Annotated in this window: 26 protein-coding genes; 19 read left to right on the top strand and 7 right to left on the bottom strand. The window is 65.3% G+C overall.

Going from position 1 to position 26,849, the window contains the following annotated elements:
• Positions 1 to 299 precede the first annotated feature (299 nt).
• The 3 genes from M9955_13815 (at position 300) to M9955_13805 (ending at position 3,994) form a co-directional block, all read left to right on the top strand.
• Positions 300 to 1,688: an aspartate aminotransferase family protein gene (locus M9955_13815; GenBank protein MCO5082719.1), complete on the top strand. Its 1,389-nt coding sequence runs from the start codon at positions 300 to 302 to the stop codon at positions 1,686 to 1,688.
• A 194-nt stretch (positions 1,689 to 1,882) separates the two neighbouring features.
• Positions 1,883 to 2,800, top strand: coding sequence for an LLM class F420-dependent oxidoreductase (locus M9955_13810; GenBank protein ID MCO5082718.1), 918 nt, complete (start codon positions 1,883 to 1,885; stop codon positions 2,798 to 2,800).
• 18 nt (positions 2,801 to 2,818) lie between these two features.
• Positions 2,819 to 3,994: a M24 family metallopeptidase gene (locus M9955_13805; protein MCO5082717.1), complete on the top strand. Its 1,176-nt coding sequence runs from the start codon at positions 2,819 to 2,821 to the stop codon at positions 3,992 to 3,994.
• A 50-nt stretch (positions 3,995 to 4,044) separates the two neighbouring features.
• On the opposite strand, the gene M9955_13800 is transcribed toward M9955_13805, so the two are convergent.
• Complete coding sequence (locus tag M9955_13800; GenBank protein MCO5082716.1) at positions 4,045 to 4,989, bottom strand: nucleoside hydrolase; 945 nt, start codon at positions 4,987 to 4,989, stop codon at positions 4,045 to 4,047.
• Between the two features lie 370 nt (positions 4,990 to 5,359).
• On the opposite strand from M9955_13800, the gene M9955_13795 reads away from it, so the two are divergent.
• The 12 genes from M9955_13795 to M9955_13740 all read left to right on the top strand — a co-directional run bounded on the left by M9955_13795 (position 5,360) and on the right by M9955_13740 (position 15,950).
• Positions 5,360 to 6,475 (top strand): ABC transporter substrate-binding protein, encoded by a 1,116-nt coding sequence (locus M9955_13795; protein ID MCO5082715.1) that lies wholly within the window; start codon positions 5,360 to 5,362, stop codon positions 6,473 to 6,475.
• Between the two features lie 77 nt (positions 6,476 to 6,552).
• Positions 6,553 to 7,440: a branched-chain amino acid ABC transporter permease gene (locus M9955_13790; GenBank protein ID MCO5082714.1), complete on the top strand. Its 888-nt coding sequence runs from the start codon at positions 6,553 to 6,555 to the stop codon at positions 7,438 to 7,440.
• A 4-nt stretch (positions 7,441 to 7,444) separates the two neighbouring features.
• Complete coding sequence (locus M9955_13785; protein ID MCO5082713.1) at positions 7,445 to 8,320, top strand: branched-chain amino acid ABC transporter permease; 876 nt, start codon at positions 7,445 to 7,447, stop codon at positions 8,318 to 8,320.
• Positions 8,304 to 9,077 (top strand): ABC transporter ATP-binding protein, encoded by a 774-nt coding sequence (locus M9955_13780; protein ID MCO5082712.1) that lies wholly within the window; start codon positions 8,304 to 8,306, stop codon positions 9,075 to 9,077. The genes M9955_13785 and M9955_13780 overlap by 17 nt, the downstream gene beginning before the upstream one ends.
• Positions 9,074 to 9,796 (top strand): ABC transporter ATP-binding protein, encoded by a 723-nt coding sequence (locus tag M9955_13775; protein ID MCO5082711.1) that lies wholly within the window; start codon positions 9,074 to 9,076, stop codon positions 9,794 to 9,796. The genes M9955_13780 and M9955_13775 overlap by 4 nt, the downstream gene beginning before the upstream one ends.
• A 59-nt stretch (positions 9,797 to 9,855) precedes the next feature.
• Positions 9,856 to 10,755 carry a polysaccharide deacetylase gene (locus M9955_13770; protein ID MCO5082710.1) on the top strand — a complete coding sequence of 300 codons (900 nt, stop codon included), beginning with the start codon at positions 9,856 to 9,858 and terminating at the stop codon, positions 10,753 to 10,755.
• Complete coding sequence (locus M9955_13765; protein MCO5082709.1) at positions 10,752 to 11,894, top strand: P1 family peptidase; 1,143 nt, start codon at positions 10,752 to 10,754, stop codon at positions 11,892 to 11,894. The genes M9955_13770 and M9955_13765 overlap by 4 nt, the downstream gene beginning before the upstream one ends.
• A gap of 7 nt (positions 11,895 to 11,901) precedes the next feature.
• Positions 11,902 to 12,405 (top strand): Lrp/AsnC family transcriptional regulator, encoded by a 504-nt coding sequence (locus M9955_13760; GenBank protein MCO5082708.1) that lies wholly within the window; start codon positions 11,902 to 11,904, stop codon positions 12,403 to 12,405.
• A 150-nt stretch (positions 12,406 to 12,555) separates the two neighbouring features.
• Entirely contained in the window at positions 12,556 to 12,975 is a 420-nt protein-coding gene (locus tag M9955_13755) for a DUF2231 domain-containing protein (protein ID MCO5082707.1), read from the top strand.
• Positions 12,968 to 14,485, top strand: a complete 1,518-nt coding sequence (locus M9955_13750) for a sorbosone dehydrogenase family protein (GenBank protein MCO5082706.1) — start codon at positions 12,968 to 12,970, stop codon at positions 14,483 to 14,485. The genes M9955_13755 and M9955_13750 overlap by 8 nt, the downstream gene beginning before the upstream one ends.
• Positions 14,486 to 14,728: 243 nt before the next feature.
• Positions 14,729 to 15,274, top strand: coding sequence for a DNA-3-methyladenine glycosylase (locus M9955_13745; protein ID MCO5082705.1), 546 nt, complete (start codon positions 14,729 to 14,731; stop codon positions 15,272 to 15,274).
• Between the two features lie 169 nt (positions 15,275 to 15,443).
• Positions 15,444 to 15,950: a ferritin-like domain-containing protein gene (locus tag M9955_13740; protein ID MCO5082704.1), complete on the top strand. Its 507-nt coding sequence runs from the start codon at positions 15,444 to 15,446 to the stop codon at positions 15,948 to 15,950.
• A gap of 80 nt (positions 15,951 to 16,030) precedes the next feature.
• On the opposite strand, the gene M9955_13735 is transcribed toward M9955_13740, so the two are convergent.
• Positions 16,031 to 16,546 carry a cytochrome b/b6 domain-containing protein gene (locus tag M9955_13735; protein ID MCO5082703.1) on the bottom strand — a complete coding sequence of 172 codons (516 nt, stop codon included), beginning with the start codon at positions 16,544 to 16,546 and terminating at the stop codon, positions 16,031 to 16,033.
• 338 nt (positions 16,547 to 16,884) lie between these two features.
• On the opposite strand from M9955_13735, the gene coxB reads away from it, so the two are divergent.
• The 4 genes from coxB to M9955_13715 are packed head-to-tail and all read left to right on the top strand — an operon-like array spanning position 16,885 to position 21,348.
• Positions 16,885 to 17,835 (top strand): cytochrome c oxidase subunit II, encoded by a 951-nt coding sequence (coxB, locus tag M9955_13730; GenBank protein MCO5082702.1) that lies wholly within the window; start codon positions 16,885 to 16,887, stop codon positions 17,833 to 17,835.
• On the top strand, positions 17,832 to 20,339 hold the full coding sequence (ctaD, locus tag M9955_13725) for a cytochrome c oxidase subunit I (protein ID MCO5082701.1): 2,508 nt from the start codon (positions 17,832 to 17,834) through the stop codon (positions 20,337 to 20,339). Before coxB ends, ctaD begins: the two co-directional genes overlap by 4 nt.
• Entirely contained in the window at positions 20,339 to 20,722 is a 384-nt protein-coding gene (locus M9955_13720; GenBank protein MCO5082700.1) for a hypothetical protein, read from the top strand. The genes ctaD and M9955_13720 overlap by 1 nt, the downstream gene beginning before the upstream one ends.
• A complete protein-coding gene (locus M9955_13715; protein ID MCO5082699.1) occupies positions 20,719 to 21,348 on the top strand; it encodes a cytochrome c oxidase assembly protein in 630 nt (209 codons plus the stop codon). The genes M9955_13720 and M9955_13715 overlap by 4 nt, the downstream gene beginning before the upstream one ends.
• Before the next feature lie 218 nt (positions 21,349 to 21,566).
• Here M9955_13715 and M9955_13710 read toward each other — a convergent pair whose 3' ends face one another.
• From M9955_13710 to M9955_13690, 5 genes are all read right to left on the bottom strand, one after another.
• Positions 21,567 to 22,325 carry an MBL fold metallo-hydrolase gene (locus M9955_13710; GenBank protein ID MCO5082698.1) on the bottom strand — a complete coding sequence of 253 codons (759 nt, stop codon included), beginning with the start codon at positions 22,323 to 22,325 and terminating at the stop codon, positions 21,567 to 21,569.
• 73 nt (positions 22,326 to 22,398) lie between these two features.
• A complete protein-coding gene (locus M9955_13705; protein ID MCO5082697.1) occupies positions 22,399 to 23,769 on the bottom strand; it encodes an FAD-binding oxidoreductase in 1,371 nt (456 codons plus the stop codon).
• Between the two features lie 72 nt (positions 23,770 to 23,841).
• Entirely contained in the window at positions 23,842 to 24,519 is a 678-nt protein-coding gene (locus M9955_13700; protein MCO5082696.1) for a hypothetical protein, read from the bottom strand.
• 269 nt (positions 24,520 to 24,788) lie between these two features.
• Positions 24,789 to 26,147, bottom strand: a complete 1,359-nt coding sequence (locus M9955_13695; protein MCO5082695.1) for a GAF domain-containing protein — start codon at positions 26,145 to 26,147, stop codon at positions 24,789 to 24,791.
• The gene (locus M9955_13690; protein MCO5082694.1) at positions 26,144 to 26,692 is read right to left on the bottom strand and encodes a hypothetical protein; all 549 of its coding nucleotides are present in this window, start codon (positions 26,690 to 26,692) and stop codon (positions 26,144 to 26,146) included. The genes M9955_13695 and M9955_13690 overlap by 4 nt, the downstream gene beginning before the upstream one ends.
• Positions 26,693 to 26,849 lie beyond the last annotated feature (157 nt).

Here is a 26,849-nt window from a genome sequence, read left to right as displayed (position 1 = left end):
GCTCGTGCATTGGCAATCGGCCCGGCCATTGTCGAAAGGCAGCAAATCCTTTCAGACCGGCGCAATCAATCGAGGGCGCGGGCGTATACGGGGATGGCGTCTTTCCCCGACTGCCGAAAAAGTCCCGGAATTTACGCGCCGACGCGAAAGTCCATCCCTCAAATGGACTTTCGCCAGTCAATGCACCGGGCCGGCCCACGCTAGACTTGACGGCAGTCATGCCTGAAACGTTGCGAGGCGCGACGGCGGGATACTGCCGGCGCTTCCGCGTCGTCGCGGCGAAACGAGGAAAATCGCGAATGCTGAACGTCTCCAATTCCGACAATGAACTCCACGCCTGGGACAGGGACCATTTCTTCCATCCCTCGACGGATATGGGCCAGCACGCGCGCGGCGAAACGCCGAACCGCATCGTCAGGCAGGCTGAAGGCGTCTACATCGTCGACCGGGAGGGCAAGCGCAGCCTCGACGGCTTTGCGGGCCTCTATTGCGTCAACATCGGTTACGGCCGCAAGGAAGTGACCGACGCCATCGCCGCGCAGGCGGCGGAACTGGCCTATTATCACGCCTATGCCGGCCATGGATCTGAACCGTCGATCCGGCTCGCCAAGATGGTGATCGACCGCGCGCCGGAAGGCATGAGCCGCGTCTTCTTCGGCCTCTCGGGCTCCGACGCCAACGAGACCAACCTCAAGCTGGTCTGGTATATCAACAATGTGCTCGGCCGGCCGGAGAAGAAGAAGATCATCTCCCGCTGGCGCGGCTACCACGGCTCCGGCATCATGACCGGCAGCCTGACCGGGCTCGCCGCCTTCCACAATCTGTTCGACCTGCCAAAGCCGCCGGTGCTGCACACCGAGGCGCCGCATTTCTACCGCCGCCCCGACCGCTCCATGGACGAGGCGCAATTCGCCCGCCACTGCGCCGAAAAGCTCGAGGAACTGATCCTGGCGGAGGGCCCGGACACCATCGCCGCCTTCATCGGCGAGCCGGTTCTGGGCACGGGCGGCATCGTGCCGCCGCCGGCCGGCTACTGGCAGGCGATCCAGGCCGTCCTGGACAAATACGATATCATGCTGATCGCCGACGAGGTCGTCACCGGCTTCGGGCGTCTCGGCTCCATGTTCGGCTCGGCCCATTACGGCATGAAGCCGGACCTCATCACCATCGCAAAAGGCCTGACCTCCGCCTACACGCCGCTCTCGGGCGTCATCGTGTCGGAGAAGATCTGGCGCATCCTCGAGCAGGGCTCCGATACATATGGGTCGATCGGCCATGGCTGGACCTATTCCTCGCACCCGCTCTGCACGGCCGCCGGCATCGCCAACCTGAACTATATCGACGAGCACGATCTCGTACGCAATGCAGGCGCGGTGGGCGCCTATCTGAACGAAGCGCTGAAGGCGGCGGTGGGCGATCACCCGATCGTCGGCGAGGTGCGCGGCGAAGGCATGCTTGCGGCCGTTGAATTCGTGCGCGACCGTGACGACCGCGTGTTCTTCGACGCGTCGGAGAAAGTGGGCATCCGCATCGCGGCGGCTCTCCTGAAGCGCGGGGTCATCGGCCGCGCCATGCCGCAGGGCGACATTCTGGGCTTTGCACCGCCGCTTTGTCTGAGCCGCGAGGAGGCCGACATCATTGTCGCCGCCGCCAAGGGCGCCATCGAGGAAGTCGCCGCGACGCTCTGAGGTGCCCCGGACTCGCCTCGCGTCCAGGCGCTTCTGCGGCACGAAGAAAATTCGATCAGCCGTTCGAGGCGCGGATTTCCTTCTTGGAAACGCGGCATGCCATGTCATACCCATCGACACGGTTCCGGTAGCCTGACGCCGGTCGCGCGCGACATCTCGCCTCGCATTCTTTCGACACCAGGAGTGACAAGCATATGAAGATCGGCGCCCTGTTTCCCCAGTTCGAGATCGGAACCGATCCGCGAAATATCCGCGATTTCGCCGTGACCGCCGAGGAACTGGGCTATGCCCGCCTGACCGCCTTCGACCAGATCGTCGGCCTCAACAAGGCGAGCCGTCCGGACTGGACCTACGTCCACGACGCGGAAGACATGTTCCACGAACTCTTCGTCCTGTTCGGCTATCTCGCCGCGTTGACGACGAAGATCGAGCTGACGACCGGCGTGCTGGTCCTGCCGATGCGCGGCACGGCGCTGGTGGCGAAGCAGGCGGCGGAAGTCGACCTTTTGAGCGGCGGCCGGCTGGTGCTGGGCGTCGGCGTCGGCGTGAAGCCGGACGAGTTCGAGGCGTGCGGCGAGGAATTCTCCAATCGCGGCAAGCGCATGGACGAGCAGATCGACCTGCTGCGCAAATTCTGGTGTGCCGACCTCATCACCTATGAGGGCAAGTATCACCGCGTGCGCGACGGCGGCATCAACCCGCTGCCGGTGCAGCGGCCCATCCCGATCTGGATCGGCGGGGTCTCCGAGGCCGCGATCAGGCGGGTCGGCAGGATCGGCGACGGCTGGCTGCCCAATTTCCAGGCCGACGATACGGGCCGGCGCGCCATCAAGGCCATGCGCGAGGTGGCGATCAGCCACGGACGCGACCCCGACAGGATCGGGATCGAGGCGACGATGACCATCATCGACCGCACCTATCCGGAGTTGCGCGAGGAGATGGAGGAATGGCGCGCCATGGGCGCCACCCACATCACCGTCAACACCATGCCGGAACGCTGGGTCGAGGAAGAGAAGCGCTGGAACAAGGCCGACATTGGCGGCCTCTCCGATCCGAAGGCGCATGTCGACGCCCTGCGGCGCTTCCGCGACGCTCTGCCCGACTATTTCTGATCCGGCCGGTGTGCAGACATGAGCGTGTTCGACCGCGCGGAGTTCCTCGGCCGCGTCGCCCGCGTCAAGGCGCGAATGAAGGCGGCCGGCATCGACATGCTGGTCGTCGCCGACCCGGCCAACATCAACTATCTCACGGGCTATGACGGCTGGTCGTTCTATGTCCATCAATATGCGATCCTCGGGCTGGACGCGGAGGAGCCGTTGTGGATCGGACGCGCCATGGACGCGCCGGGAGCGCGGCTGACAGCCTTTCTCAAGCCTGAGAATATCGTCGCCTATCCCGAGACCTATGTGGATTCGGAGAGCCGCCATCCGGCCGGGTTCCTCGGCGGGATTATTCGGGAGCAGGGTTTTGCGGCGGCCCGCATCGGCACCGACCTCGACGCCTTCTATTTCACGGTGCGGGACTATCTCGAACTCGGCAAGGCGCTGCCTGAGGCGAGCATCGCGGATGCCAGGGGGCTGGTGAACTGGGTGCGGCTCGTCAAGTCGCCCGCCGAGGTCGCGCTGATGCGCGGCGCTGCGGCAATCGTCGGCAAGGCCATGGAAACCGGAATGGCGGCGATCGAGCCGGGCGTGCGCGAATGCGACGCGGTGGCGAAGATCACTGCCGCGCAATTTCATGGCACCACCGAGTTCTGGGGCGACTATCCGGCCGCGCTTGCGCAGGTGCCGAGCGGCCGGAAAAGCGCCGCACCGCATATGACCTGGTCTGGAGACCGTTACGAGAAGGACACCGTCGCCTATCTCGAACTGGCCGGCTGCCACCATCGCTATCATGCAGCGCTGGCGCGCACGCTCTATATGGGAACGCCGCCGCAGGCGCTGACCGACATGGCCAAGGTGGTGGCGGAAGGGCTCGACATCGCGCTCGAAGCCGCGCGCGCCGGCGTCACCTGCCACGACGTCGAGGCGGCATGGCGCAAGGTGATCCGCCGCGCCGGCTACGACAAGGCATCCCGCATCGGTTATTCCATCGGCATGAGCTATCCGCCGGATTGGGGCGAGCGCACGGCGAGCCTGCGCGAGGGCGACCGGACCGTGCTGGAGCCGAACATGTGCTTCCACATGATACTCGGCATGTGGATGGACGACTGGGGCTACGAGCTCAGCGAGACTTTTTGCGTGCGCGAGAGCGGCGCGCCGGAAATCCTGACGTCCTTCGCGCGCGATCTGGTCGTCAAGGGCTGAACGGAACGGCCGCGCATCTTAAGCGTGGCCTTGCAGCCTGAGAGGCCAGCTTACGGCAGTCGCGACAGGCGCTCGAGCATCAGCGCGTAGAAGGGCGGATTGTCGAGATCGCGCAGCACCATGCAGTTCGGCGTCTTCTTGGTGACGTTCCACCAGTCCACCACAGTCATGCCCATCGTCGTCGGCGAGGTGATCTCGATCTCGACATGGCAGTTACGGCCCTTGAACAGATCAGGCCGCAGCAGATACCCGATCACGCAGGGATCGTGCAGCGGATACCTGTCGGTGCCGAATTTCCGGTTGCCCCATTTCTGGTAGAATTCCGCCATGCCTGCGGACTCCACGGCGGTTCTCGTGCCGACGGCGCGCAGGCTCTGCAGCCATTCCGGCGTCATCAGCGCCTTGTAGGTGCAGTCGATCGGCACCATGGTCAGCGGCACGCCCGAGGTGAAGACGACATGCGCCGCATGCGGGTCGACGAAGATGTTGAACTCCGCCGCCGGCGTGGTGTTGCCGCCCTCGAAGAAGCCGCCGCCCATGAATACGATCTCGCGGATGCGCGGCACGATGGCCGGCTCCTTGACCATGGCCATGGCGATGTTCGTCATCGGCCCCAGCGGGCAGAGCGTGATCTCGCCCGGCTCGGTGGCCATGATCGTGTCGACGATAAAATCGACGCCGTGCTTCTCGCCGAGCGCGCTCGTCGGCTCCGGCAGGTCGCAGCCGTCGAGGCCGCTGTCGCCATGCACATATTCCGCCGTGAAGAGTGAGCGCACCATCGGCCGCTTGCAGCCGGGATAGACGATGATGTCGCCGCGGCCGGCCAGTTCGAGGACCATCTGCGCGTTGCGCGCCGTGCGTGACAGCGGAACGTTGCCGGCTACCGCCGTCAGCCCGACCACCTCCAGTTCCTCCGGCGAGCCGAGCGCCAGAAGAATCGCGAAGGCGTCGTCCTGGCCGGGATCGGTGTCGATGAGAATTTTTCGCGGAGCCATGCCTCTTTACCCTTTTTTGATCGCGACAGGACCTTTCGGTGAGCCGAGAAGATCGGCACCGTGACACCTGCCTGAACGCTTTCGTGCTGTCAGGAGAATGAAAAGCCGACGGCGGACTGCGCCCGCTCGCTCGACGTTTCGCCATATGTCCTGTTTGTCACAGATGCTGCATCGCATCATCTCCGAAACATCCGGCCAACGCCGAAAGTTATTCGGCGCAGGGTCTGCTGGTTCGATTGTTTTTCCGCCCTGTGCCAACTACGGTTTTGTCGTGTCTCGCGGTGCCGCGGAATGCTCCCACGCGCGGCATCGAGGCACCAAAAACAGAAAGAGAAACGCTCCGTTTCAACCCCCAGAGAGAACGACGACAATGAAAAAATGGCTTTCCCTAGCGCTCGCGGGCGCATTCGCGACGGTCGGCATGCCGGGTCTGGCGCTCGCAGCCGATCCAATCCAGGTCGGCGTCATCGCCAATCTGACGGGCCAGGACGTCAAGACCAGCGTACAGATGTCACGCGGCGTCGAGCTCGCTGCCGATGACATCAACGCTGCCGGCGGAATCAACGGCCAGCCGATCAAGCTCATCGTGGAGGATTCCGAGTATCGCGCGCAGGAAGCGCTGAACGCGGCGACGAAGCTCTACACCGTCGACAAGGTCGAGGCCGCCATCATGTTCGGCGGCAGCAGCCTGATGATCCCGGTCGCCCAGCTGGCGAAGGAGCAGGGCAAGGTGCTGCTCAACACCTCCTCGTCGTCGCCGAAGCTCGGAGAATATCCGGGCACGCTGTTCAGCATCCTGCCACTGGACGACATCCTCGCCAAGGACCTCGGCAACCTCGTCGCCGACAGCGGCGCCAAGACGGCCGCCGTGGTCGTCCCGAACAATGCCTTCGGCATGGGCGTCGCGGACGCCGCCGCCGCTGCCTTCAAGGAAAAGGGCGGTACGATCGTCGAGACCATCGCCTATACCGAAGGCCAGCCGAACTACCGTGCCGACATCCAGGTGCTGGCCAGCAAGAAGCCGGACGCCATCATCACCTGCGGCTATGGCGACGATTCCCGCACCATCCTGCGCACCGTGCGCGAGCTCGGCATCGACGCTCCGTGGTACGCGGCCTATCCGTCGATCCTCGAGGTCGAGAACAAGGACTGGATGAACGGCAAGCTCTCCGGCGTCGACAATGGCGGCTATTCGCAGGGCGTCGGCAAGGCCGTGCTTGACAAGTACAAGGCAAAGTACAACGAGGACGAGGTCATGGCCCACGTCTATTATGGCTATGACGCCATGATGGTGCTGGCCGAGGCGATGAAGAAGAGCGGCACGGACGCGGCCTCGATCGCCAAGACCATGCCGGAAGTCGTGAAGACCTACGAAGGCGCCAGCGGCAAGATCGTCTGGGACGATCGCGGCCAGCGCATCGATCCGCCGCTCGACGTCATCACCTACAAGGACGGCAAGTTCGAAATCACCGGTACCCGGAACTGATCCGAACCCAAAGAATCAGCCGTCACGGTTCGCCGTGACGGCTGTTATTGTTTTCAGGTGGGGATTCGGGAAAGTTCGTGCTTCAGGTCATCGTCAATTCGATCGTCTATGCCAGTGAGATCGCCGTCATCGCCGTCGGTGTGTCGCTGTGCTATTCGATCCTGCGCTTCGCCAATTTCGCGCATATCCAGCTCGCCATCGTCGGCGGCTACCTTTCCTATACTTTCGCCACGCTGCCTGGCCTGACCCTGCCGCTGCCGCTCGCGGTGCTGCTTGCGGCCATCGCGACGGGGCTGATCGCGGTGCTGATCGACGTCATCGTGTTCAGCCGCATCCGCGACATCTCGGCGGAAGGCAAGATGATCGTGTCGTGGGGCGTCGCGCTCTTCATCCGTTCGGTGCTGGCCGCGATCTATGGCGGCTCCGCGCGTGTGTTCGACGTGCCGGCGGAGGTCATCGTCTTTGAAGATGCCGTGTTCACGACGCTGGACATCACGGTCGTCGCCACGACGCTGGCGCTGATGATCGCGCTGCACGTCTTCCTTTACCGCACCCGCACCGGCTCAGCGTTGCGCGCGCTCGCCTCCAACTACGAACTCGCCGTGACCCGCGGCATACCGGGCGACCGGCTGATCCGCCTGATGTGGTTCCTGTCCGGCGCACTGGCCGCGGTCGGCGGCTCGCTCTTCGCCATGCAGACACGCCTGCAGCCCAGCCTCGACCTCGTCATCCTGCTGCCGGTCTTCGCCGCCGTCACCATAGGCGGCATGTCGAACGTCTTCGGCGCCGTCATCGGCGCGCTGGTCCTGTCCTTCGCGCAGAATTTCCTGATCTGGATCGATTTCGGCAGCATCTTCGGCGGCGAGCCCTGGCACATACCGACGCAGTTCCGCGACTATGTCGCCGTGCTGGCGCTGCTCATCGTGCTCCTGATGAAATCCGGCCGCGCCGGGGCGAAGAGGTAGGCGCATGCTCGATTTCGCCATCTATTCGCTGACCGTCATCGCCATCTGGTCCGTGCTGGCGTTGAGCCTCAATCTGCAGTTCGGCATGACAGGGCTCGTCAATTTCGGCCAGATCCTGCCCTTCGCCATCGGCTGCTACGCAGCCGGCATCAGCGCCTCGCTCGGCTATTCCTGGTGGGTCGGCGCGTTGGCGGCGCTGGTGGTCGCGCCGGTCTTCTCGCTTGTCGTCATCCTGCCCGCGCAGCGGCTCTCGCAGGATTACTGGGCGCTGATCACGCTCGGCGCGGCGGAAATCTTCCGTCTGACAATGCTCAACACGCCGTCCTTCGCGGGCGGCGCCGACGGCCTCAACGTGCCGCGCTTCCCGAGCCCGACCGTCGCGCTTTGCGTCGCGCTCGGCCTCTTCGCCGTCTCGTTCCTGTTCGCTCAGCGCATCAGCGGCTCGCCCTTCGGCCGCATGCTGCGCGTCATCCGGGAAGACGAGGTGCTCGCCTCCACGCTCGGGCGCAATCCGATCCGCTATCAGGCGTCGGTCTCGGCCGTCGCATGGATCATGGCCGCCGCCGCCGGGCTCGCCTACGGGCATTTCAGCGGCTATGTCGCGCCGACCAGCTTCACCGTGACCGAGACCTTCATCATCTGGACGGCGGTCATCGTCGGCGGCCCGGGGCGCAATATCGGCGTGGTCGTCGGCGCCGTCATCATCCAGCTTCTCGGCGTCTCCTCGCGCTTCGTCGCGCAATGGGTGGACCTGCCGTCGGACCTGATCGCCAATCTCCGGCTGGCGTCGTTCGGCCTGATCCTCGTCGTCATGTTCATCTACCGGCCGCAGGGTCTCATTCCCGAAAGACGGGAGGTGCACGATGTTGAACGCAACTGACGTCAGTCTCTCCTTCGGCGGCCTCAAGGCGCTCGACAGGGTGAGCATAGAGGCGGAGCCCGGCGCGGTGACGGGGCTGATCGGCCCGAACGGCTCCGGCAAGTCGACGCTGCTCAACGTGATCGGCGGGGTCTATGTGCCGGATTCCGGCAGCGTCACCCTCAACGGCGTGCCGCTGCCGCTCGGGCGGCCGGACCGCGTCGCCAAATGCGGCATCGGCCGGACCTTCCAGGTGCCCAAGCTGGCGCACAGGCTGACCGTGTTCCAGAACATGCTGGCCGGCGAGCGCGACCATTGCGGCGAGCACCTTTCCAACCTGTTCCTGGCGTCGGGAAAGGTCGCGCGTCAGGAACGCGACGCGACGGAGCGCGCCGTCTCCATCCTGACGCGGCTCGGCATGCGCCACAAGGCGAACGACCTTGCCGGCAGCCTTTCCGGCGGCCAGCAGAAGCTCCTGACCATGGGCATGCTGCTGATGGCCGATCCGGCGGTGCTGCTGCTGGACGAGCCGGCGGCCGGCGTGAATCCGGTGCTCATCGAGCAGCAGGTCGAATTCCTGAAGACGCTGCGCGCCGAAGGCCGCATCATCATCCTTATCGAGCACAATATGGACATGATCGCCAATGTCTGCGACCGGGTCTTCGTGCTCGACGCGGGCGCGCTGATCGCCACCGGCACGCCGGCCGAGATCCGCGCCAACGAAACCGTCATCCGCTCCTATCTGGGGCAGCCCGCAAACGCGCAGGAAGCATCATGACGGACGTCCTGACGCTGAAGAACGTGACCGCCGGCTACGGGCTGATCACCGTGCTCAACGACCTGTCGCTGACGCTGCGCGCCGGCGAGATCCTCGCCGTGCTCGGCGCCAATGGCTGCGGCAAGTCCACCGTGCTGAAGACGGCGATGGGGCTGACGCGCGTCACCGGCGGCGAACTCAACCTTGCCGGACAGAAGATCACGACGATGCCGGCGCATCTGCGCGCCGCGAACGGTCTCGGCTATGTGCCGCAGACGCGCAACGTATTCGCCGACATGACGGTGATCGACAATCTGCGCATGGGCGCCTTCCTGCGGCCGAGGGAGTTCAGCCGGGACGTCGAGGAGGTGTTCACGCTCTTCCCGCGTATCAAGGAACGGCGCAACGAAAAGGCCGGCAACCTCAGCGGCGGGGAGCGGCGCATGCTCTCGATCGGGCTGACGCTGCTGCTCAAGCCGAAGATCCTGCTGCTGGACGAGCCGAGCAGCGACCTCGCGCCCTCCACGGTGGACAAGGTGTTCCAGTCCATCGCCGAGGTGCACGATACGCTGTCCATCCCGATCCTGCTGGTCGAGCAGAACGTCAACAAGGCGCTCGAAATCTCCAGCCGCGTCTGCGTGCTGGTGCGCGGACGCCAGGCGCTCGACGCGCCGGCCGGCGAGATCGATACGCGGCACCTGCACGACCTCTTCATGGACGGCGGCGTGCGTACCAGCTAGAGCAATTCCGTGGAGCGGTTTTGCGCCCGGAACTGCATGAGAACTCTCGGGAACGAGGCATGATCAAGAACCCGCCACCATGGCCCGGCGGCGCGCGGTGTGCGGTCGCCTTCAGCTTCGACGTCGATGCGGACAGCGTGGTCCATGCGGCGCATGGTCCGGCCGCGATCGGCATGCCGCATGCACTGGCGCATATGCGCTACGATCCGTTCGTGGCGACGCCGCGGCTGGCGGCGATGTTCGCCGAGCGCGAGGTGCCGATCACCTGCTTCGTGCCCGGCTGGGTGGCGGAAACCTATCCCTCGGCCGTCGAGGCGATCCTCGAAAGCGGCAGGAACGAACTCGGCCATCACGGGCATTTCCATGAATGGCCGAGCAGCCAGAGCGTAGAAGCCGAGCGCGAGAGCCTGCAACGCGGGACCGAAGTGTTGACGAAGCTTTCCGGCAAGCGGCCGCGCGGCTATCGCGCGCCCTATTACGGATTGTCCGCCGCGACCTACGATCTCCTGATCGAGATGGGTTTCGACTACGACTCCTCGCTCTTCGCCGACGACGTGCCGATCCTGCTCGACAATGGCAAGGGCCGGTTGATCGAGATGCCCGTGCCTGCCTCGGTCGACGACTACAACCAGTATGTGTCGAGCCGCGCCTTCGACTATCTGATGAAGATCTCGCCTCCCCGGCAGGCGCTGGAAGTCTATCAGGCAGAGTTTGACGCGCTGTGGGAATTCGGCGGCCTTTGGGTCTCCGTCTGGCACCCCGCCGTCAGCGGCCGTCCGGCGCAGGCGCTGGCGATAAGAAGCCTGATCGATCACATGCAGGCCAGGGGCGGCGTGTGGTTCGCCACGCTCGGCGAAATCGCCGATCACGTCAACGGCCTCATCGCCGCCGGCAAGTGGCAGCCGCGCACCGAAACGATCCCCTTTTATTCGACGCCGGTTCTCGGACGGAAGACATGACCACCCCGCCTTCGCATCGTTCCACTCCTTCCGGCCGGCCGCGCGCCCGCTTCTATCGCATCCCGTTCGACGGGACGCCTGGCCCGAACAACGCCATCACCGACGTTCCCGGCGTTTCGGTCGGCTACGCGACGCTGATCTCCGGCGACGGGCCGCTGGTCGTTGGGCAAGGCCCTGTGCGGACGGGCGTCACCGCCATCCTGCCGCGCCCGAAGGGGGAACTCGCGACGCCGGTCTTCGCCGGCCTGTTCAGCGCCAACGGCAATGGCGAGATGACGGGCTCGCACATCATCGAGGAGATCGGCGTCTTCAATTTCCCGGTGACGATCACCAACACCCATTCCTGCGGCGTGGCGCGCGACGCGACCATCCGCTGGATGGGAAAGCACGCGCCTGACGCGCTCGACGCGACATGGGGTCTGCCGGTCGCGGCCGAGACCTATGACGGTTTCCTCAACGACATCAACGGGCATCACCTGACGGCGGAGCACGTGGCTGCGGCGATCGACGCCGCTTCCAGCGGAGCCATCGAGGAAGGCAGCGTCGGCGGCGGCACCGGCATGATCGCCTTCGAATTCAAGGCCGGTTCCGGCACGGCCTCGCGTCTCGTCTCGTGGCCGAAGGAGGAGCAAGGGCGGAGCTACACGGTCGGCAGCTTCGTGCAGGCTAATTTCGGGCCGCGCCGCAATCTGACCATCCGAGGCCGGCGCGTCGGTCCGGAACTCACCGAGCCGCGCATGATTGAGCGGACGGAACGGAAGGAAAAAGGCTCCATCATCGCCGTCGTGGCGACGGATGCGCCGCTGCTGCCGCACCAGCTCAGACGCCTCGCGCGGCGCGTTCCGCTCGGCGTGGCGTGGACGGGCGGCATCGGCTATCATAGTTCGGGCGACATCTTCCTCGCCTTCTCCACGGCGAATCGCCGAGCCGCCGCAGCACCGGGAGGTCACTTGGCGCAGGCCAGCTACATACCCGACAGCGACATCGACGTCTTCTTCGACGCCGTCGTGCAGAGCGTCGAGGAAGCGATCCTCAACGCGATGGTCGCCAATGCCGACATGACGGGCCGGGACGGCAATTTCGTGCCCGCGCTTCCCCGCGACTGGCTGGACGCGACGTTCGGCCGGGCCACGGCCTAGGCTGCCGATGCAACAGGGCCAGAAGCTCGACGCAATCGACGTGCGCATCCTGTCGCTCCTGCAGAAGAACGGCAGGACGAAGAAGGTCGAACTCGCCTCGGCGGTCGGGCTTTCGCTGTCCTCCTGCTGGGACAGGCTGCAAAAGCTGGAACAGGCCGGCTTCGTGCGCGGCTACTATGCCGAGATCGACCTGACACGGATGATAAAGTCCGAAGTGATCTTCACCACGCTCTCGCTGCAATACCACACGCAGGCGCATTTCGCGCGCTTCGAGCAGGCGGTGAAGAACATACCGGAAATCATCCAGTGCCACGCCGTCGGCGGCGGTATCGACTACATACTGCAGATCGTGGCGCTGAGCATCAGCCACTATCAGGACATCATCGACGATCTGCTGTCGCGCGAGATCGGCATCTCGGTCTACTTCACCTATGTCGTGACCAAGGTGGTCAAGCGCTACGAAGGCTATCCGCTGGCGGAACTGCTCAGCCACGAGGCGAAAAAGGCCTGATCGCGCCGGCGGCCGCTGCGGTGCGGCCGATGCTTGCAATTCCTATTCGGTCATGACGGCCCCGCCGCCGATCTCGATGCCGCGCGGCCTGGAACAAAAAGGCCTTACAATCGTATTGAATTTTTAGACAACTCATCTGGCGCGAGATCCATGACCTACGACCATCCCTGGCCGGACCGGGCCTTGGCCGCGAATTGCCTGCACACAACACTACTTGCATTTCCCATCGCCTGCTTCACCCTCACCGTGCTGACCGACGTCGCCTACTGGCGCACGCTGAACCTGCTCTGGCTGCATTTCTCGGAATGGCTTCTGCTGGCCGGTCTGGTTTTCGGTGTGGTTGCGGCGCTGGCCCGGATCATCGACTACCTTATACGCAGGGTCAGACATTCCTGGCCGGCTGTCATCGGCGGCATCGTCGTGCTGTTGCTGGCGACCATCAACAGCTTCATCCACACGGCGGACGGATGGACGGCCGTGATGCCCTACGGCCTCACCGCCTCGGCCCTGACCGTCCTCGCGATGATCGTCACCGGATGGTTCGGAAGGATGGGAGCGCGTCATGTCTAGGATCGTATCCCTTTCGATGTCCGCTCTCGCCGGCGGCTGCCTCCTGCTTGCAGGCTGCGGCAATGACGATTTCGACGTCTCCCGGCAGTACGGTCCCGATCCCGTGCTTCCGGCCCCGACGCAAGGCCTGATCCCGGACCTCAAGGTTGCGGAAGTGGTCGGATGGCAGGACGGGCAGGCACCTACCGTCCCCGAGGGCCTCGTCATCACCGCCTACGCGAAAGATCTGGCGAATCCGCGGACGGTCCACACGCTGCCGAACGGCGATGTCCTCGTGGTGCAGTCGAAGGCGCCGCCCGGCAAGCCCCTCAACCGTCCAAAGGACATCATCCGCGGCTTCATCATGGCGATGGCCGCGTCCGGCGGCGGCGAAGAGCGGGAAACCAATCTCGTCACGCTATTGCGCGACACCGACAGGGATGGAGAGGTCGACGAGCGCAGCGATCTTCTGACCGGCCTGACGTCGCCGTTCGGCGTAGCCTGGCACGAAGGCACGCTGTATGTCGCGGCGGCCGATGCGATCCTTGCCTATCCCTATCAACTCGGCCAGACGCAGATCGATGCCGAGCCTGCCGTGCTCACGCCGCTTCCGGGCGGGCCGATCAACCATCACTGGACCAAGGACCTTGCACTGAGCCCGGACGGCCGTTTCCTCTACGCGTCCGTCGGCTCCAATTCCAATGCCGGCGAGCGTGGGCTCGAGGCTGAAAAGGGCCGCGCCGCGATCTGGCAGGTCGACCGCGCGACCGGCGCGTCGCGGGTCTTCGCGTCGGGTCTGCGCAACCCGAACGGACTGAACTTCCACCCCGAGACCGGGGAACTTTGGACGGTCGTCAACGAGCGGGACGAACTCGGGCCCAATCTCGTGCCCGACTATCTTACGTCGGTGCGCGAAGGCGGATTTTATGGCTGGCCTTGGAGCTACTACGGGGAGCATGTCGATGAGCGCGTGCAGCCGCCGCGCCCGGACCTTGTTCAGAAGGCGATCCCGCCGGACTACGCGCTGTCCAGTCACGTGGCGGCGCTGGGCCTCGCCTTCACCAACGATTCCGCGATGCCGGAAGCATACCGCAACGGCGCATTCGTGGGGAACCGGGGCAGTTGGAACCGGAACGCCTTCAACGGCTACAAGGTCATATACATCCCTTTCGCAAACGGACGACCGTACGGGATGCCACAGGATGTGGTGACCGGCTTCCTCGACGGAGACCAGACGCGCGGCAGGCCCGTCGGTCTCGCTATCGACGGAACCGGGGCGCTTCTCATCGCCGACGACGCAGGGAACACTGTCTGGCGTGTGGCGGCCGCCGACGGTTCGGTGAGCCCGCAACCGATTCCCACCGATCGGGTCACGACCCGGACGGTGGAAGACGATGCGGCAGCGCCTCCGGTTCAGGGGACCAGTGGCGCACAACCGGCGACGGGCAACAATCCTGAACCGTCGCAGACCGATGTCGCGCCTGCGGTCGGCCCTGAAGACGGGGCGCCGGCGCCGGATGACGCCAACTGAGACCGGCACACCCAGGGATGTGATCCGATTGCCCGGGATCACCCCTCGTTCTGAAGATCCCGGAAATATAATCCGATCCGGGGGTAAGCGGCAGCCTTGAGCACGCGCGCCAGATGCGCGGCATTCGCTTCTCGATGCGATACCGGCGAGGCTGCACTTTCACAACCGAATGTCGGGCCTTAAAAGTCCGGGCTGAGAGAAACAGGGGACACGACACTGACAGGCGTCAGACGATCGTCGCGCATACTCGCCGACTTTTTCGACCGCCCCGCGGCCGTTGTCGCGCGCGACCTGATCGGCGTCGAACTCCTGCTCGCCGGCGTGGGCGGCATCGTCGTGGAGACTGAAGCCTATACGCCGGACGACCCGGCGTCGCACAGCTTCCGGGGACGCACGGCTCGCAACGCAGCGATGTTCGGCGATCCCGGGACCGCCTATGTGTATCGCTCCTACGGTCTGCACTGGTGCCTGAATGCCGTCTGCCTTCCCGGCAGCGCCGTACTCATCCGCGCGATCGAACCGACATCCGGCGTCAACACGATGATAGCGCGGCGGGGCATGACGTCACCGCGTGTGTTGTCCGCGGGTCCCGGCCGCCTGTGCCAGGCCCTCGGCATCGACGCCGCTTTCGACGGTCGCTCGCTGCTGGAGGCTCCTTTCCGGCTTCGTCGGACGAACGCCGTCTCCGACGTCGTTTCAGGACCGCGCATCGGCATCACGCGGGCAGTCGAGCAGCCATGGCGTTTTGGCCTTGCGGGCTCGGCCTTCCTCAGTCGCAGATTTCCCTGAGCCCCTTGCGCAAGGCAGGATTTCCGGACCTTCCGAGAGGCGTGTGTCACCTCTCTTCCGACCATCGAATTTTGTACGGAACGGCGTCGCCGGTCGTTCGTTGAAGTGCGTCGATCACGCCTGAGTGATCCATCGCCCCACCCCGGAATTCCTCGAAAGGGACATAAAAATGGCCAAGGAAAAGACTCTGGAAGACCTCTTCCACGACACGCTCAAGGACATCTACTACGCCGAACGCAAGATCCTGAAGGCGCTGCCGAAGATGAAGCGCGCAGCGCAGTCGGACGATCTGAAGGCAGCTTTCGACAAGCACCAGCAAGAAACGGAAGGTCACGTCGAGCGCCTCCAGCAGGTGTTCGAGATCATCGGCAAGCGCGCCCAGGGCAAGACCTGCGATGCGATCGAGGGCATCATCGCAGAAGGCGAGGAGATCATGGACGAGTTCAAGAGCACGGCGGCTCTCGACGCCGGGCTGATCTCCGCCGCTCAGGCCGTCGAGCACTATGAGATCACGCGCTACGGCACACTGAAGCGCTGGGCCACCGAACTCGGAATGGCGGACGCAGCCAGGCTGCTCGACGCCACGTTGCAGGAAGAATCCAGGACCGACAGCGACCTGACCAAGCTTGCCGACGCCGGAGCCAACGACCGAGCAAAGACAAAGAAGGCCGCCTGATTCGAAAAACGACCCGGGAGCACTCTCCCGGGTCGTTTCAATTCGTCGGCGAAAGGCGCGTGGCCGGAAAAATTGTGGGATTATCCCTCGGAACGCTCCGGCCGGAACATGCGCATCAGCACCTCCGAGCGGTGGACAAAATGCTGGAACAGCGCGCCCGCGACATGCAGGAAGATGGCGCCAAGCAGCAGGTTCTTGAGCACCTCATGCGCGTCGCCGGCAGCATGTGCGCCGAAGAACCAGGCGGCGGAGCCGGAGATCGGCAACAACAGCAGCAGCACGTAAATCGAGCCGTGAACCGCTTCCGCCGCTATCTGCAACAATCGCGGTTCGTCGGCAGGCGGAGGAGGCGCTCCGCGCGTCACGCGAAGATAGATGCGGGCAAGCGCAAGAAGCAGCACGAGGATGCCGGCGGCAATATGGAGGAACGTCAACGGCGCCGCGTCGCCGGGAAGCGGCTGGCCGCGCGTGAAAGCCCGCCACGATTCCTCGATGCCATCATGCGCAAGAAACTGGAACGCGACCAGCACGACGACGATCCAGTGCAATGCGACTTGCGTCGGTGAATAACCGGTCACATTCCTGTCAGACGCCATTCTTCGATCCAGCCGGTCCGGTGTTGATCAGCAACCGCATCCGTATCTGTCGGACGGACAGATTGCGAGATTCCATTGTGCGTCGTCTCTTCACATCCGCGCAAGGCTTTGAAGCGTCGGCGCGCCATGCCGTTCCGCAGCGATTGACGCCAGTTCGACGGCGAATAGCCAGCCGTCTCTGGAACCTTATGCGTCATACGATATTACCAGCAGACGGAGACACCTGCCTGACCTGAACCACGGAGACGCGCATCCGTTGCGCCTTACGATTGAGGCCTGACCATACGGGTGCCGCAAGGCGCCCCGGGTCGTATCGCGCCGTCGCCCTGGTACCGGCCTTGCCTCTGCTCGCCTCTTGCAGCGGCATCCAGTCCGCGCTCGATCCGGCTGGCGAGGAAGCGGGCCAGGTCGCAACCCTGTTCTGGGTGATGGCTGGCGGCGGGCTGATTATCTGGGCTCTGGTCGTCACGCTTTCTCTCTACGCATCGCGCTGGAAGCGCCGCCCGATGCGCGAGGAAGCCGCAGCCAAGGTCATCTTCTGGGCGGGAGTCGTGTTCCCGGTCGCCGTGCTGACCGCGCTTCTCACCTATGCGCTATGGCTGATGCCTTCGCTTCGGCCCTTCGCCGGAAACCAGCAGGCGAGCCTGAAAATCGAGGTGGTCGCTAGCCAGTTCTGGTGGCATGTGGTCTACCACCGGCCCGACGGTTCACGCGTCGTCTCCGCCAACGAGGTCAGGCTGCCGGTCGGCGAGCGCGTCGAGTTCTCGTTGACCAGCGCCGACATGATCCATTCCTTCTGGATACCGGCGCTGGGCGGCAAGATGGATCTCCTTCCCGGCCGCACGAACCGCCTGTCGCTGCTTGCAACGACGGCCGGCACTTATCGCGGCCAGTGCGCCGAGTTCTGCGGCACGTCGCATGCGCTGATGGCGTTTCCGGCGATCGCCATGGAGCAGCCCGAATTCGCTGCATGGCTCGAGGCGCGGGGCGCGCCGTCGACAGGTGTCGACGCAGGTGGCGAGGGACGCGCGCTGTTCATGCGCGAGGACTGCGCCGACTGCCATCGCATCGACGGAACGCAGGCGCAGGGTACTGCCGGGCCGGACCTTTCGCATCTCGGGTCCCGGCTGACCATCGGGGCCGGCCTGCTGGACAATGACGAGGAGATGCTGGCGCGTTTCATCGCCCATCCGGGCTCCGTGAAGGCGGGTGCGCGGATGCCGGCCTATCCTCATCTCTCGGCAGGCGAGCTTGGCGCCATCGCCGCATGGCTGAAGGGGCTGCAATGAGTGACGCGCCGAAGCCCGGACCCGACAAGGCCGCGGAGGAGGCCCAGCTTCGCGCCGTGTGGGCCAATCCGAGCGGCTGGCGCTACTGGACATCCGTCAACAACACGCAGATCGGCCTGTGGTACGGCTCCGCCGCCTTTGGCTTCATGCTGTTCGCGGGTCTGCTGGGCCTGCTGATCCGGGCTCAGCTCGCCGTGCCGGAGAATGACCTCCTGTCGCCGGAGATGTACAATCAGGTCTTCACCCTGCACGGCACGGTGATGATGTTCCTGTTCGCCGTGCCGATCTTCGAGGCGGTGGCGATCTTCCTGCTGCCGCCGATGCTGGGGGCACGGGAACTGCCGTTCCCCCGGCTGGGCGCCTTCGGCTTCTGGAGTTTCCTGATCGGCGGCGTCTTCGTCTGCGGCTCGATCTTCTTCGGCGCGGCGCCGAACAGCGGCTGGTTCATGTATCCGCCGCTGGCGACCAGCGAGCAGGCGGGCATCGGCGCAGACATCTGGCTGCTCGGCCTCTCCTTCATCGAGGTCGCCTCCCTTGCGGCGGCGGTCGAACTGATCGTCGGCATCATGAAGTGCCGCGCGCCAGGCATGCGCGTGAACCTGATGCCGCTCTTCGCCTGGTATCTGCTGATCGTGGCCGGGATGATCCTGTTCGCCTTCCCGCCGCTGATCGCCGGCGATCTGCTGTTCGAGATGCAACGCATGTTCGACTGGCCGTTCTTCGACCCGTCGCGCGGAGGCGACCCTCTGCTCTGGCAGCATCTGTTCTGGATCTTCGGACATCCGGAAGTCTACATCATCTTCCTGCCGGCCATCGCGCTACTGGCGATGATCATCCCCACCTTCGCGCAGCGGCCCATCGTCGGCTATTCATGGATCGTGCTGGCTGCCGTCGGCACGGGCTTTCTGTCATTCGGCCTGTGGGTGCACCACATGTTCGCGACCGGCCTGCCGCAGATCTCGCTCGCCTTCTTCTCCGCCGCATCCGAAGCCGTCGCCATACCGACGGCGGTGCAGATCTTCGTCTTCATCGCCACCATGCTCGCCGGCCGGGTGATCTTTTCCACGCCGATGCTGTTCGCGACGGGAGGCATCGCCATCTTCGTGATGGGCGGCCTGACCGGCGTGATGGTGGCGCTCGTGCCGTTCGACTGGCAGGCGCACGACACCTACTTCATCGTCGCCCACCTGCACTACGTGCTGATCGGCGGCATGCTGTTTCCGGTGTTCGCGGGCCTCTACTATTACTATCCGCTGATCGACGGACAGCATATGTCGGACCGGGTCGGCCGGTTCGCCTTCTGGATGATGTTCGTAGGCTTCAACCTGACCTTCTTTCCGATGCATCTGGCGGGCCTGCGCGGCATGCCGCGGCGGGTCTATACCTATCCCGCCGACATCGGCTGGGACTGGTTCAACCTTCTCTCGACGATGGGCGCGATCGTGCTGGGTATCGGCATGTTCGCCGTGGTGGTCGACGTCACCCTGTATCGGCGCAAGAAGCCGCGCGGCGAGCAGAATCCGTGGAACGCCGGAACACTGGAGTGGATCAGCGAGCCGGAGGAGAACTGGGGCGTGCGCTCCATCCCGCGCGTCGAGAGCCGCTACCCGCTGTGGGACCAGAAGCATCTGGCGTCCGAGGTCCAGGCCGGCGAATGGTATCTGTCCGACGCCAGCGAAGGCCGGCGGGAAACGCTGGTCACATCCGTGCTGGACGCCGAGCCCGAACAGGTCCTGCGGGTCCGGGGAACGGCCTATGTCACCATCGTCAGCGCCGCGACGCTTGGCACGGTGTTCGTCGCGCTGACGTTCAAATGGTGGCTGGTTTCCCTTGTCTCAGGTCTCGCATTCATCGCGGCGGTGATCTGGTGGCTCTGGACCGGAACCGGCGAAATCCCCGAGAAGGAGGAGAAAGACATCGGCCGCGGCATCAGCCTGCCGCTCTATGCTTCCGGCGTGAAATCCACCGGCTGGTGGGCGATGTTCATAACCATGACCGGCGACGGGACGGCCTTCGCCAGTCTCGTTTTCGGCTATTTCTTCTTCTGGACCATCCACGAGGATTTCACGGGCGGGGTCGCCGGGCCGGGCGCGTTCTGGCCGATGATTGTGCTGGCGCTGTTCGTGGCGTCATGGGCGGCGACCGTCGGAGCATGCGAAACCAACCGGCGGGGCGGCGTGGCGATCGCGCGCCTCCTGCTGGTTGGTGGCGCCCTGCTCTCGGCCGCCGGCTGCCTCGCCGCGCTCGCCGGCCCGTGGACGACGGGCATGAACCCCACCACTCACGTCTATCCTGCCATCGTCTGGCTCCTTCTCATCTGGTGCGCGGTCCATGGCGTCGTCGGCGTCATCATGCAGCTCTACTGCCTTGCGCGCAGCCTTGCCGGCCGCCTCACGCCTCGCCATGACATGGAACTGCACAATGTTGCGCTCTACTGGCACTTCATGCTGGTGACGGCGGTGATCACATGCGCCGTCGTCGGGCTTTTCCCGGAGGCGCGTTGATGTGGCGCGTCCTGCCCAGGGAGGTCGAGTCGCTGTGGACCCTGTTCACGGCCCCGGTCGTCTGGGCGCTGCATTTCCTCGCCTGCTATGTGGGCGCGGCGGTCTTCTGCGAAAAGCCGGGTTTTCTCGGCACCGACTTCGACAATTTGCGCATCGCCATCGGCGCGGCAACGGTCCTGGCGCTTGCCATGATCGTGATCTCGGCACTGCTGGCCTGGCGGCAATGGGGGTTCGGCACAGGCGACCCGCCGCATGACGATCCGACCAGACGCGACAGGCTGCTGTTCCAGGGCTATGCGACGCTGCTTCTCTCCGGCCTCAGCCTTGTCGCCGTCGTCTTTACCGCGCTCCCCGCGCTCTTCATGACGGAGTGCCTGCGATGAAGCGCGCGGCTTTGGCAGCCGGCATGCTCGTCCTCGTCGCGGTCTGGTTCGGCCCGCTGCTCGGCTCCTGGCGGGCTTCCTTCGCGGCCGGAATGGTCGCCCATATGGGCGTGATCGCCGTCGCCGCGCCGCTCATCGCCATCGGCATGCCGGATCGATGGCGGCCCGGACCGTCCATGCCTGCCGGACTGCCGGTGCTGGCCTCGGTGCTTGAGCTGTTCGCGGTCTGGGGCTGGCACGCACCGGTCATGCGCGCCGCCGCCGAGGCATCGGTGGCTGTCACGATCGCCGAGCAGGCGACATTCCTTATCGTCGGTGTGCTTCTCTGGACGACGAGCTTCGCCGCGCCCCGCGAGCGGACGCATGCGGCCGCCGGTGCAGCCGCGCTGCTGCTGACGTCGATTCACATGACTTTGCTCGGCGCCCTGCTCGCGCTCAGCCCGCGCCCTCTCTTCGGCGTCGGCGACGTGACCTGTTTCGGGGTGTTGCTGGATGCCGGGCAGGACCAGCAGCTTGGCGGCGTGATCATGCTGCTCGCCGGCGCGCTGTCGTATCTATTCGGCGGTCTGTCGCTCGTCGCCCGGCTGCTGGATGCGAAATTCGTGCACGGCAGTCGACATTCGTGAATCTGATGGCCGTCAGTTTCCGCGCAAGAGCTTCAGGCCCGGCGCAGGGTGGTCGCCGCCGTCGTCCGGGCTTCCCCGATCTCGAGCGTGACATGGGCAAGGCTTGGGGATGAGACAGCGGTCGCCATTGCGACGGCAAGAGCCCCGCGAGAGAATATACGGATCATGGTGGTCTGCTGTGTCGATGGTGCCGTTCACTGCTGGTCCCTTTCCGCAGGCTACGCCGCAGCCTTTTCCTGAATGGCTTCCCGGAGCGCGCCGGTCACGCGTCGGTCATAGTCGTCGGCGAGCGCATGCAGCGCGGCACCGCCGTCGCCCTCGAAGGAAGGGCCGTGCATCAGGGCAAGCGTTCGCGGTGCGAGCCCTGCAAGACCGCGCAGCGTAGCGCCCATGCCCGGATTGAGGCTCGAATAGCCGAAGGCGTCCTCGCCTGCGATCGCCGGACCGACGATGTCGCCTGTGATCAGGGCAGGTCCGTCGCCGAGCTGCGTGAAGAGATCGCCGCAAAGCAGCGTGCAGGTCGATTCGTCGTAGAGCACGCCCGCGTCCCAGCCGTGCGGCGTGTGGGGCGTATCGATGAAGCGGACGCGCTTGCCACCGCCAAGATCGATGACCTCGCCGTTCGCGAGTATCCGCGGCGGCTTGTCAGCGAAGTCGTTCAGCGAGACCAGGCAGGCGGTCGCCCCGTGCGCGGCGGTCGCCTGGGGCGCAACCGTCAGCCATTCGTTCATCGCGCCGCACTCGTCCGCCTCGAAATGGCCGTAGGCGATCCAGCGCAGCCGCTCGGGAGCGATGATGCGGGCAAGAGCATCGCGATTGAGGCCAAACATCTTGCGCAGTCCCGTGTGGAACATGAGCGGCTCGTCGCCGAGGACGAGGAACTGGTTGAAGGTGAACTCGGCCGGCGGAGCGATGCCGAGAACGAAGGTAGACAATCGGTAGATGCCATCGGCGACCTCGTCGATTCTGGTTTCCATGGTGGAATCTCCTTGGGTTGAGGGTAAGAAAGGCGGAGGACAACCGCCGTGCGCAGCCGCCCTCGAGGCGGGTTCAGGCAGCACGGGAGGCGCGCTTCCGCGTTTCGCCGGCAAAGAGACCGGCGGGGTCGTGCCACTGCCGCAACGCGCAAAGCCGATTCCAGGCCGCCGGGCTGAAGCACCCGGCCATGCGCCCCGGTCGATCGAGATCGGCTTCGCCGACATAGTGGCCGAGGGTCACAGGGGCCGCGGTATCCGCGGTAGCGCGCAGCCACGCCCGGTGCCGCTCGTCATCGGATGGGTCCGTCCAGATTGCGTAGGCGGCGGCGAAGGCGCGTCCGGTCACCGAGAGCGCGGCGGCGGGTGCCGAAGGGCGGTCGGGCGGCATGACCACGCCCAGGGCGAAGCTCATGGGCGACGGGCTGGCCGCAACCCCGGCGGCGAGGCTGCCGAGCAGGCTGTCCGGCTCGTTGCTCCAGAAGGAGTCTACGGCGTAGCGCGCGCCTTCCGGGAAGAACTGCGCTATGATGTCGTAGAGCGTGTCGAAGGGCGTCGGCATGCCCTGCTGGATATCGAGCGCGCCGTTTGGCGCGGAGGCCGCGATCGCCGCCAGCACGTCGCCGGCGTCCGTGTCGTTGTCAGCGAAGACGGTTGCGATGGCGGAAACGACCTTGCCGGCTCCGGCAAGCGGCGGAGGCGCGCTGGTCATCGCGGCGGTGAACTCGACATTGGCCGGACCGGTGCGCATGGCCCCGGTCATCCAGCGCTCGACCTCGGCGATGCGGTCTAGCGAGTAGGTCCATACGCTGGTCGTGATCGCGCGCGGAAGCGGCTGCAGACGCAGACGATAGCCGGTGACGACGCCGAAGAAGGCAGGTCCCGCACCGCGGGCGGCCCAGAAGATGTCCGCATTCTCGCTCTCGCTCGCATGGCGGAGCATGCCGTCGGCGGTGACCACGTCGACGCTCTCGACGCTGAAGGCGGCCATGCCCCATGCGCCCGAGTTCCAGCCGAAGCCGCCGCCGAGCAGGTAGCCGCTCAGCGCGACGGTGCCGCAGTGGCCCAAGGGAAAGGCGAAGCCGTTTTCGGTCAGGATGCGCGCAACCGTCCGGTTAGTCGCGCCAGGTCCGACCTCGGCGATTCGGGCGGCGGCGTCGATCGACACAGTGTCGAGCGCGGAGACGTCAAGAACGATTCCGTCCTGCAAGGCGATGCCGGACCAGTTGTGCCCGCTGCCGCGGACCGAGACGGCGAGCCCTTCGGCCGCGGCGAAGCGCACCACGGTCTGCACGTCCTTGACGTCCGCCGCCCTGACGATCAGCACAGGATGGCGGTCGGGCTTGCTGCCGTTGAAGAGCAGGCCCTTGCGGGCGTGGTCGTAGCTCGCCTCGTCGTGGACGATGAGCGTGCCGCGCATGGCGGCGCGCAGAGTTTCGATCTGCATGGTATATCTCCTGGAGTTGATGGTCAGGGGCGGCTCCCAATCGAGCAGGCCGCCACCTTTTGGGGCGTCGGATCAGGAATCGTCGCCGTGCATGTGGGGCGCCGCGTCGTGGTTGGCGCAGGTGGCCATCGGGTTGTATTGAGCGAAGACCCCGTTCGGATTCTCGCGGTACAGCCAGACGTGCCGGTCGTAGTGCGGTTCGAAATTGTGCGCCTCGTCGAGCGCCGTGGCAGGGTCGTCGACCATCCTGTCCCAGGCGACGCCGTGGAAGCTAGGCGGCGCGTCATTGCCGGCTGCTTCCCAGGCCTTGATGAAGACGAGGTTTTCGACGGCGACAAGCTCAACCGCGCCGTCCGCCTGCGGTTCGTAGATCAGCACGGCAGGCTGGTTGAAGTCCGTATGGGTGCCGACGCCGTCCACCCGCGGATTGGGCGGCGCGGTGATCCCGAGCAGATCGGGACGGAAGTAGTGGATGCCCATCGCCCCCAGGTTTGCGGGCTTGCCCATCATCGCGGCGTCGTCGCACACATTGGCGGGATCGCGGATGTAGCCTTCGGCCAACGCCTGCTCGACATGCCGGAACCGCTCGGTGGCGGCGCGGACCTCGGCAAGCGACGGCTCGCCGGGCTGAGGCACCGAGGAAGCGTCGATCCGGGCTGCGATCTCGGCGGAGATCGGGTGTGCGAGCGCCGCGACGGGTGCGGCAAGAGCGAGAAGGGGTGCAAGGCATTTGATGGCTATGCGCGTCATGGGATCAACTCCAGCTATGGATATTGGCGAAGGCTTTGGGTGCGGTGCGCGGACGGCTGCCGAGGGTCGGAGTCCAGGCAATACGGGGCCGCAGCCGCCAAAGGCGGCTTGTTGGCCGATTGCCTGTCTCAGATCGTTCGGAACGCCCGGGAGCAATGCCCCGCGGGAACTTCAGTGGTTGACGCCGGTTGCTCCGGCTGACGGAATGACAATAGCCGGGCTTGGTCTGGCGGGCTTGTTAAGTGTTCCCGCAAGGAACCCTAAAAGTTTCATAAAGGGCCGCTGCCCTCGCTGCGCCCGATCTCCTTGAGGACAAGAACGCACGGCACGTTGAGGCGGAAGCGGCCGCGGCCGGTCTTCTCGATGCGGATGGGGCTCATCCGGTCGCACAGGCGGCGCTGGAGAAGGAGAAGGCGCGCCTCGAGGTTTTCCGCATATGCGGGCAGGCGCAGGCAGGCGTCGAGCCGCAGCTCGCGGTTGGTGAACTCCGCGCGCCCGGTGCCGGTGAACTCGCGGACGAGCTTCCAGAAGATCGCGCCCGCCACGCCCTTGATCAGATAGTCGTGGTTGAGGAAGACGCTGTCGTCGGCCTCGTAGTGGCGTATGACGATCGGCTCCGCAACGGCGGCAGGCTCCTCGGCGGAAGGCAGGGGGCGGGGCGCCTCGCCCTCCTGGACCTGCGGGATGAGCGCTGCGAGCCGGTCCGCGATCAGCGACAGCGCGTCTTCGTCGTCGTAGCGGAACCGCAGGGCTTCCGGGCTCTCGGCGAAAAGCACGCCGACCACGGTTCGCCCCGACAGGATCGGCAGGGCGATCTGGCTCTCCGGCGCCGGCAGGCAGGGATAGGGAATTTCGGTCGCCTCGGACCAGTTCATACCGATGCTGCGCGCCCTATCGCGGATCGCGGCGCCATAGCTGTAGTCCATCGTCATGTGGCCGATGCGGATCGGCGCCCGCTCGCGCGCGGCCACGCCGATGACGCCGTGACCGACCTCGATTTCCGAGCCGACACCGGAAGTGGGATAGCCGAGCGACGCCACCGTGTAGAGCCGGCGTCCCTCCTCGTCGAGCATCAGGATCATCGCATGTCCGATGCCGAAGTGCCGCTGCAGACATGTCAGCGTACGGTCGACGAGTTCGCCGAAACCGCGGCTTTCAGCCATCTCCGCGCTGGTGCGGCGGGCGGCCGAAAGCAGGTTGCGTTCGGCCATAGCCGGCGCGGCAGTCGGTTCGAAGATCGTCTCGATGGAGAGGACGCGGCAGATGTCGGACCCGAGCAGACGGAACACGCCCTCAAGGCCGCTGTGCGAGGCGATGCCGGCAAGCTTCGCCTTCATCGTCTCGAAGAGCGGCCCTGCGGTGCGTGTCTCCTCGTAGTCGAGCTCCAGGCGATACTCGCCGAAGCTGACCGGATCGAATATGGCCACTGACGCCCGTCCCGTGGCGAGCAGGTTCCGGCGCGTCTTGTTGAAGAACTGGTAGCTGAGCGCGACCCGCTCAGGACCGACGTAGTGGACCTGGCTGATGAACATGACGTTCGGCTTGCCAGTCCCGTCGCAGGTCGCGAGCACGCCCGGGACGACGCCTTCCAGGCAATCCCGCAGCAGGTCGAGCGCCAGCGGCTTCATCCCTTGAGCTCGCTGCCGGCGCCCGGTCCCGGCGTCTGCACGAAGGCTTCCTCGGGCATGAAGTCGATCGCGACGATGTCCTCGGGATCGGCGAAGCAGTAGCCGTTCGACAAGGCCTCGGTGAATTTTATCATCATCATCCGGTCGCGGAACTCGCGGCTCCGCACGGCCAGCGCCATGCCATCGGCGACGGTGGCCGCGCTCTCGGTCGCGCCTTTTCCCTTGAGCTGGATCGATCGGTGTTCGGGCGGCTGGGTGAAAGTGGCGGCGATCGCTGCGCCGCCGCGCAGAGCCGCGAGAAAGGCTCCGTGCCCCGTCCGGCGCAACAGGATGCGCACCGTGCCGGCCTCGTCGACCCGGCATGCGAAGCCGCGCCCGGCCATCGGTCTGCCGTCGACGCAGGTGGCGAGGATAACGGCCACGCCTCTCTGGCAGAAGGCCGCGAGTTCGGGCGTCAACGTCCCGTTCGCAAGCATGGGGCCGCGCCATTCCCGGCGTGCGACGATGTCCTCCTCGGGACGCGCAGGACCTTCCGCTTGCTGCATCCGACCACCCCCCTGCCAGTGTGGTCCGATGTTAGTACATTTATATCCTTCGACCAACAGTCAGCGATCGCCTCGATGAGGACCCCGAAAAACCATCTGATGAGCAAGATGTACTGGAAATAATGGCTGATTAAAGCCGGCGCGTCTTTTTAATTTG

The sequence above is a fragment of the Rhizobiaceae bacterium genome (assembly GCA_023953845.1).
Taxonomy (GTDB): domain Bacteria; phylum Pseudomonadota; class Alphaproteobacteria; order Rhizobiales; family Rhizobiaceae; genus Arvimicrobium.
Note: the sequence above shows the minus strand (reverse complement) of the source record. Positions and strands in the feature narration are given on the sequence as shown.

Bases quoted from the DNA above. Each gene is read 5' to 3' on its own strand.
- M9955_13815 (MCO5082719.1), top strand. From the start codon at position 300: ATGCTGAACGTCTCCAATTCCGACAATGAACTCCACGCCTGGGACAGG.
- M9955_13810 (MCO5082718.1), top strand. From the start codon at position 1,883: ATGAAGATCGGCGCCCTGTTTCCCCAGTTCGAGATCGGAACCGATCCG.
- M9955_13805 (MCO5082717.1), top strand. From the start codon at position 2,819: ATGAGCGTGTTCGACCGCGCGGAGTTCCTCGGCCGCGTCGCCCGCGTC.
- M9955_13800 (MCO5082716.1), bottom strand. From the start codon at position 4,989: ATGGCTCCGCGAAAAATTCTCATCGACACCGATCCCGGCCAGGACGAC.
- M9955_13795 (MCO5082715.1), top strand. From the start codon at position 5,360: ATGAAAAAATGGCTTTCCCTAGCGCTCGCGGGCGCATTCGCGACGGTC.
- M9955_13785 (MCO5082713.1), top strand. From the start codon at position 7,445: ATGCTCGATTTCGCCATCTATTCGCTGACCGTCATCGCCATCTGGTCC.
- M9955_13780 (MCO5082712.1), top strand. From the start codon at position 8,304: ATGTTGAACGCAACTGACGTCAGTCTCTCCTTCGGCGGCCTCAAGGCG.
- M9955_13775 (MCO5082711.1), top strand. From the start codon at position 9,074: ATGACGGACGTCCTGACGCTGAAGAACGTGACCGCCGGCTACGGGCTG.
- M9955_13770 (MCO5082710.1), top strand. From the start codon at position 9,856: ATGATCAAGAACCCGCCACCATGGCCCGGCGGCGCGCGGTGTGCGGTC.
- M9955_13765 (MCO5082709.1), top strand. From the start codon at position 10,752: ATGACCACCCCGCCTTCGCATCGTTCCACTCCTTCCGGCCGGCCGCGC.
- M9955_13760 (MCO5082708.1), top strand. From the start codon at position 11,902: ATGCAACAGGGCCAGAAGCTCGACGCAATCGACGTGCGCATCCTGTCG.
- M9955_13755 (MCO5082707.1), top strand. From the start codon at position 12,556: ATGACCTACGACCATCCCTGGCCGGACCGGGCCTTGGCCGCGAATTGC.
- M9955_13750 (MCO5082706.1), top strand. From the start codon at position 12,968: ATGTCTAGGATCGTATCCCTTTCGATGTCCGCTCTCGCCGGCGGCTGC.
- M9955_13740 (MCO5082704.1), top strand. From the start codon at position 15,444: ATGGCCAAGGAAAAGACTCTGGAAGACCTCTTCCACGACACGCTCAAG.
- M9955_13735 (MCO5082703.1), bottom strand. From the start codon at position 16,546: ATGGCGTCTGACAGGAATGTGACCGGTTATTCACCGACGCAAGTCGCA.
- ctaD (MCO5082701.1), top strand. From the start codon at position 17,832: ATGAGTGACGCGCCGAAGCCCGGACCCGACAAGGCCGCGGAGGAGGCC.
- M9955_13720 (MCO5082700.1), top strand. From the start codon at position 20,339: ATGTGGCGCGTCCTGCCCAGGGAGGTCGAGTCGCTGTGGACCCTGTTC.
- M9955_13715 (MCO5082699.1), top strand. From the start codon at position 20,719: ATGAAGCGCGCGGCTTTGGCAGCCGGCATGCTCGTCCTCGTCGCGGTC.
- M9955_13710 (MCO5082698.1), bottom strand. From the start codon at position 22,325: ATGGAAACCAGAATCGACGAGGTCGCCGATGGCATCTACCGATTGTCT.
- M9955_13705 (MCO5082697.1), bottom strand. From the start codon at position 23,769: ATGCAGATCGAAACTCTGCGCGCCGCCATGCGCGGCACGCTCATCGTC.
- M9955_13700 (MCO5082696.1), bottom strand. From the start codon at position 24,519: ATGACGCGCATAGCCATCAAATGCCTTGCACCCCTTCTCGCTCTTGCC.
- M9955_13695 (MCO5082695.1), bottom strand. From the start codon at position 26,147: ATGAAGCCGCTGGCGCTCGACCTGCTGCGGGATTGCCTGGAAGGCGTC.
- M9955_13690 (MCO5082694.1), bottom strand. From the start codon at position 26,692: ATGCAGCAAGCGGAAGGTCCTGCGCGTCCCGAGGAGGACATCGTCGCA.